The organism is Thomasclavelia sp., assembly GCF_017889095.1.
Lineage (GTDB): Bacteria > Bacillota_I > Bacilli_A > Erysipelotrichales > Coprobacillaceae > Thomasclavelia.
This window is the reverse complement of the sequence record NZ_JAGHEW010000032.1, coordinates 1-6718: the sequence shown is the minus strand read 5'-3', so window position 1 is coordinate 6718 and position 6718 is coordinate 1. Positions and strand designations below refer to the sequence as shown.

Below are 6718 nucleotides of genomic sequence, written 5' to 3'. Positions count from 1 at the left end.
ATTCACATATTTCAATATTTTACAGACAATTTTAATTTGAATCAACCAGGTTAACCTGGTTGATTGGAAAGGAAAAAGTATACTGTAAATGACTAACTACATGAGTCATTTATAATATACCAGGAGATTATAAATATGACAGACAAAAATAATGTTTATGATGTTATGGGAGATATCTATATTCCATATAACAAACGTACTGGGAATGAATCAATTGTTTATTTTACTAGAGATTTATCAGCAAAAGGATTACAAAAAGTATATGATAAAATCAAGGAAACTCTTTATGGTAAAGTAGGAATTAAGTTGCATACTGGAGAGCCTCATGGACCAAATATCATTCCTCGTCCTTGGGTTAAAGAGTTAATGGAAAATAATTTAAAAGATGCTACAATTATTGAAACTAATACTTATTATGAAGGAGATCGTTATACTAGTAAGCAACATCGAAAAACTTTAGAAGTTAATGGCTGGACTTTTGCACCAGTAGATATCATGGATGAAGAAGGAACAATGATGTTACCAGTTAATGGTGGTAAATGGTTTAAAGAAATGTCAGTTGGTTCTCACATGACTAATTATGATTCTTTGCTTATTTTAACGCATTTTAAAGGTCATAGTAAAGGCGGTTTTGGTGGCAGTGATAAAAACATCGGAATTGGCTGTGCTGATGGTCAAATGGGTAAACGAATCATTCATACTACCCCTAATCAAGATGATATGTGGGATATTTCCAATGAAGAATTTATGGAAAGAATGACAGAATCAACTAAAGCGGTAGTTGATCATTATGAAAATCGAATTGCATATATTAATGTAATGCGTAATATGTCAGTTTCTTGTGATTGTGAAGGGGTAAATGCCGCACCAGTAGTAACACCAAATGTCGGAATTTTAGCTTCATTAGATATTTTAGCTATTGACCAGGCTTGTATTGATATTGTTTATGCCATGAAAGAAGAAGAACATCATGATTTAGTTGAACGAATTGAATCTCGCCATGGATTAAGGCAATTAACTTATATGAAAGAATTAAAAATGGGAAATGATAAGTATGTTTTAATTGATCTTGATAATGATGAAAAACGAATCTATCCACAAGATACCGTAATTAATTTAACACCATTTGAAAATGAATAACAGAAAGGAATATTATGAAACCAGTTAATTTAAGTTATGAAGAATTTCCTGAAGATTTAACTACTAGGGAAAATATTAAAGAACTTGCTTATCAGCGTTATGATAAAATTCGTTTAAAAGAAGTGATTTATGATGCTAAGCATAATTTAAAATTATTATTAATTAATCAAAATCAAAAATTACCATTTATTTTATATGTCCAAGGCTCTGCCTGGCGGAAACAAAATCTAACTGATAATCTTTTTGAACTTTATGAGTTTGCTAAAAGGGGATTCCAGATTGGAATTGTGCAATATCGTGATACTTCAATTGCTCCATTTCCAGCTCAGGTAATTGATAGCAAAAAAGCTTTAAAATATGCTTTTGAACACGCTGAAGAATTAAATATTGATTCTAATAATGTCTTTTTATGGGGTGATTCTTCAGGGGGACATACGGTATTAATGATGTGGGCTACTTATAATAAGCAGTACCAGGATTTTGAATTACCGCCAATTAATGGGGTAATTGATTTCTATGGTCCTACTAATATTACGACTATGTCTGATTATCCATCAACTTATGATCATGTAGCAGCTAATAGTCCTGAAGGAATGTTACTTGGTGGCTTAAATGTCTTAGAACATCCACAGTTAGCTAAAACAACAGCCATTAAAAGTTATTTAGATCAAAATAGCAAACTAGTGCCTCTGATCATCTTCCATGGAACTAAAGATCGTTTAGTACCGTTCCATCAAAGTATTGAATTATTTGATTACTTAAATGAGTGTCAGCTTGATTGTACTTTCTATAAGTTAAATCAAGGTGATCATGGCGGAGAAACCTTCTGGCATTTACAAACGCTTGATCAAGTTTATCAATTTATTAACCAAAATTTAAAAAGATAATTAATTTAACACAAAGTCACTTGCTTTAATATCAATACTTTGATAAGATAATAGAAATTAAACATTCTTGCTGCCGGGTAAGAGAAATAAAACATCGGTTTTCTATCGTTAGGCCATTGAAGATAGAAAGCTGATGTTATTTTTTTATGGAAATGGAGGATATTATGAAAAAAAGCTATTTGAAAGAATTTTTTGATTATACTTTTTTAAGTACTTTAGGAACTATTGGTGTATCTTGTTATATTTTAGCCGATACTTTTTTTATCTCACAATCATTAAAAGCTGATGGTTTAACGGCGTTAAATTTAGCAATTCCTGTTTATAACTTTATTCATGGTACAGGATTAATGTTAGGAATTGGGGGAGCGACAAAGTTTTCGATTTATAAAAGCCAAAATAAACAGGCGAAGATCAATTGCTTATATACTAATACTATTTTATTAGCACTTGTTTTTACGGTTATCTTTACATTAGGTGGGTTATTTTTTTCAAATACAATTGCAAGAATGCTTGGTGCTAATGATCAAGTATTGATCATGACAGATACGTATTTGAAATGGCTAATGTTATTTTCAGGAGCATTTATTTTAAATGATGTATTATTATGTTATGTTAGAAACGATGGAAATCCCAAATTATCAATGTTAGCGATGCTGATTGGAAGTTTTGCAAATATTGTTTTAGATTATGTGTTTATCTTTCCAATGCAGATGGGGATTTTTGGTGCAATTTTAGCGACTGGGCTATCACCAATTATTAGTATTATGATCATGGCAAAACATTGGTTAAGTAAGAAAAAAGGATTTTATTTAGTCAAAACAATTTTCCGCTTTACTTTAGTTAAAGATATTTTATCATTAGGATTTCCATCATTAATTGTTCAATTATCATCAGGGATCGTTATGATTATCTTTAATTTATTAATTGGTAATATTACCGGAAATAGAGGAATTGCCGCTTATGGCGTAGTTGCCAATATTTCTTTGGTGATCGTTTCTATTTATACCGGAATAGCTCAGGGGATCCAGCCAATCATCAGTTATGCTTTTGGTAAACAGGATAAGTCAAAAATTTTAGCAATCTGGCGCTATACAATTATTAGTGTTGGTGTTATTTCGGTAGTTTTATATGCTTTATTATTTGTCAATGCCAATAAAGTTGTAACTGTTTTTAATTCTGGTAATGATCTTAAATTACAGTTGATTGCAGTTGAAGGAATTAAGATCTATTTTTTATCTAATTTATTTGTTGGTTATAATACCGTACTAGCAATCTTTTTCACTTCAATTGAACAAGCATTACCGGCTCATTTACTATCATTATTAAAAGGATTTATCATCATTATTCCGTTAGCTTTTATTTTATCAGCGCTTTATCAAATGACAGGAATCTGGCTAACATATCCGTTAACTGAATTAATTGTCGCTGTTTTGGGTTATCTTTGGTATTGTTTTCTCAAGAAAAAGATAATAAATGGTGAAAAATGAAAATTTATTGGTAGTGTAAGTGATGCTATTAAATATCCTGATATATAATTTAGATACAATAAAAAAATATTTTTAAATAACTTTGTTAAAAGTTAGAAGGATGCATAATCCTTCCTTTTTTGGTTGATTTTATTCTTAAAAATGAGTAAATATTGTTGACATTGGACGATGAATCTTTATTATAAGATTTAGTAGGATAATGTTATTTTAACTGTAAATATGTCATAAATTGTAAGGGGGAGATTATGAAAGAAAGGATTTTGGGAGTTTTACAGCGAATTGGTCGTAGTTTTATGCTACCGATAGCGCTGTTACCAATTGCGGGTTTCTTTTTAGGAATTGGCCAATCGGTTGCTAGTGAAGAAACAATTGCTTTGTTGCATTTAGAAACCTGGTTGCATGAAGGTAGTGTTTTAAATAATTTTTTTGTTATTTTAACTACGGTAGGTAGTGCGATATTTAATAATTTACCACTTATTTTTGCGGCTTCGGTAGCTTTAGGTATGGCTAAAAAAGCTAAAGAAGTAGCGGTTCTATCATCAATTATTGCTTTTTTTGTTATGCATACAACGATTAATGCGTTGCTTACTTTAAATGGAGTAATTATTGATGGACAGATTGCTAAAGATGTTTTACAAGGAACGATTAGTACCATTTGTGGGATCCAGTCGCTAGAGATGGGAGTTTTTGGTGGAATAATTGTAGGTTTAGGGGTTAGTTTTTTACATAATCGTTATTATCAGATTTCTCTTCCTAGTGTATTATCTTTTTTTGAAGGAGAACGGTTTATCCCGATTATTTCAACGATAACTTATTTATTGGTGGGAATTTTGATGTTTTATGTTTGGCCGTTTATTCAAAATTCTATCTTTGCATTAGGAGGATTGATCGTTAATTCCGGTTATGGGGGAACTTTTATTTATGGAATGATCGAGCGTTTGTTAGTGCCTTTTGGTTTACATCATGATTTTTATTTACCGTTTTGGCAAACAGCCATTGGGGGATCGATGCTGGTAAATGGAGTAATGGTTTATGGCGGTCAAAATATATTTTTTGCGCAGTTAGCTGATCCAACGATTAGTCATTTTAGTAGTGATGCGACTAGATATTTTACCGGAAAATTTGTTTTTATGATTTTTGGATTGCCTGGTGCAGCTTTAGCGATGTATCACATGGCTAAAGATAAAATGAAAAAAAGAGTAGGTTCTTTATTATTGAGTGCTGCTTTGACCAGTGTTTTAACGGGGATTACGGAACCGTTGGAATTTACTTTTTTGTTTTCGGCACCAATCTTATTTGGGGTTGAAGTAGTTTTAGCTGGTTTAGCTTATATGATCGCTCAAATACTTAATATTACGATTGGTTTGACATTTTCTGGAGGTATCATTGATTTTATTGTATTTGGTGTGATGCAAGGGAATAGTAAAACTAGCTGGATATTAATGATACCAGTAGGAATTGTTTATTTTTTCTTATATTATTTTAGTTTTAAATATTTAATTAAAAAGTTAGATTTAAAAACATTAGGTCGCGAGGATGATGATCGTTTAGTTGTATTTAAAAAAGCTAAAATTGGTGATAAAAAATCATTTGCGAAAGTTGAATTAGATAAACAGTCACAGATGATTGTTCAAGGTTTAGGTGGTCGTGATAATTTTAGTGAAGTAGATTGCTGTATCACTAGAGTTAGGGCAACGATTGAAGATAAATCATTAGTTAAAGAAAGTTTATTAAAACAATCAGGAGCGGCAGCTGTTGTTCTTCAAGGTAATGGCATTCAAATTATCTATGGCCCAAAAGCTTCGTCGATTAAGACTAAATTAGATGAATATTTAGCTAATATTCCTAAAGAATATGATGAATTACCAGAATCTTCATCGCAATCTAGTGCTATGATTGAACTGGGAAATATTGTTGATGGTAAGGTAATGCCAATTGAAGAATCTTGTGATGAAATGTTTGCTCATAAATTATTAGGTGATGGGGTAATGATCAAGCCTGATCACGGTTTAATTGTTGCACCATGTGCTGGTAAGATTACGATGATTTATCCAACTAAACATGCCCTTGGTATGCAGCTTGATAGTGGTGTTGAATTATTAATTCATTTTGGGACAAATACGGTTAATTTAAATGGAGCTGGTTTTGAATTATTAGTAAAAGTTGATCAGTATGTAGCTAAAGGAGATCTTCTTTGGAATAGTGATTTAAGATATATTAAAGAAAATGCTATGGATGAAAATATTTTATTAGTAGTTACTAAAGCAAGTGAGCATTGTCGAATTGAAAAAGAATATGGGATAAAAGAAAAAGGTGCAGTTATTATGCGCTTATATGAATAAAGGGAAAATGTATGTATAAAATAATTAAAGTATTGAACAATAATACTATTTTAGCAATCAAAGATAACGAAGAAGTAATTATTATGAATAAGGGAATTGGTTTTGGAAAAAAAGCTAATGAAATGATTGAAGTACCAAGAAATGCTAAAAAGTATTTGATGCAAAAAAACTATAATGCTAAACAAAAATCAAAAAATATCATCAATTATATTGATCCAGTTTATTTGGAAATTGCTTCGACAATTATTAATCTAGCGATTGAGAAGTTTGAAAAAGTGGATAATGATATTTTATTGCCGTTAGCTGATCATATCTTTTTTGCAATTAAGCGGATGAAAGAAAATATCATGCCATCCAATCCATTTTTAGCCGATATTAAACTATTATTTCCAGATGAATATGAAGTAGCTTTTAAAGGAAAAGCAGTAATTAAAAAATTTATTGATGTTGATATTAATGATGATGAAATTGGCTTCATTACTTTGCATATCCATTCAGCAATTTCTTCTAATCAGGTAGTTGAATCAATGGAAGCAACACGAGTTATTCATGATAGTATTATCAAATTACAAGAGGATCTAAATATCGTCATTGATATTAATTCAATATCGTATGTACGTTTAATGAATCATATTAAGTTGTTAATTTTACGATTAAATACTAATGAAAAATTACAAATGGATATTAGCGAATTTACCAAAGATAAATTTCCATTTGCTTATGATCAGGCAGTAAATATGTGTAATGCCTTATCCAAAGCTTTAAATAAAGAATTACCAGAAACCGAAGTTGGCTATTTAGCTTTACACTTAGAAAGAATTCTATCAAGTATTCAATAAGATATTATAGAGAAATATATCAT

Annotated in this window: 5 protein-coding genes; all 5 read left to right on the top strand. The window is 30.6% G+C overall.

The annotated features are described in order from the left end of the window. The first annotated feature begins 135 nt into the window (after positions 1 to 135). The 5 genes from J7M77_RS01565 to J7M77_RS01545 all read left to right on the top strand — a co-directional run bounded on the left by J7M77_RS01565 (position 136) and on the right by J7M77_RS01545 (position 6695). Positions 136 to 1140: a DUF362 domain-containing protein gene (locus J7M77_RS01565; RefSeq protein ID WP_296875308.1), complete on the top strand. Its 1005-nt coding sequence runs from the start codon at positions 136 to 138 to the stop codon at positions 1138 to 1140. 14 nt (positions 1141 to 1154) lie between these two features. Continuing rightward, the gene (locus tag J7M77_RS01560; RefSeq protein WP_296875305.1) at positions 1155 to 2027 is read left to right on the top strand and encodes an alpha/beta hydrolase; all 873 of its coding nucleotides are present in this window, start codon (positions 1155 to 1157) and stop codon (positions 2025 to 2027) included. A gap of 164 nt (positions 2028 to 2191) precedes the next feature. Continuing rightward, entirely contained in the window at positions 2192 to 3514 is a 1323-nt protein-coding gene (locus J7M77_RS01555) for an MATE family efflux transporter (RefSeq protein WP_296875304.1), read from the top strand. A 245-nt stretch (positions 3515 to 3759) separates the two neighbouring features. After that, complete coding sequence (locus J7M77_RS01550; protein WP_296875302.1) at positions 3760 to 5856, top strand: PTS transporter subunit IIABC; 2097 nt, start codon at positions 3760 to 3762, stop codon at positions 5854 to 5856. Between the two features lie 11 nt (positions 5857 to 5867). Next, entirely contained in the window at positions 5868 to 6695 is an 828-nt protein-coding gene (locus J7M77_RS01545) for a PRD domain-containing protein (RefSeq protein ID WP_296875300.1), read from the top strand. Positions 6696 to 6718 lie beyond the last annotated feature (23 nt).

Bases quoted from the DNA above. Each gene is read 5' to 3' on its own strand.
- J7M77_RS01565 (WP_296875308.1), top strand. From the start codon at position 136: ATGACAGACAAAAATAATGTTTATGATGTTATGGGAGATATCTATATT.
- J7M77_RS01560 (WP_296875305.1), top strand. From the start codon at position 1,155: ATGAAACCAGTTAATTTAAGTTATGAAGAATTTCCTGAAGATTTAACT.
- J7M77_RS01555 (WP_296875304.1), top strand. From the start codon at position 2,192: ATGAAAAAAAGCTATTTGAAAGAATTTTTTGATTATACTTTTTTAAGT.
- J7M77_RS01550 (WP_296875302.1), top strand. From the start codon at position 3,760: ATGAAAGAAAGGATTTTGGGAGTTTTACAGCGAATTGGTCGTAGTTTT.
- J7M77_RS01545 (WP_296875300.1), top strand. From the start codon at position 5,868: ATGTATAAAATAATTAAAGTATTGAACAATAATACTATTTTAGCAATC.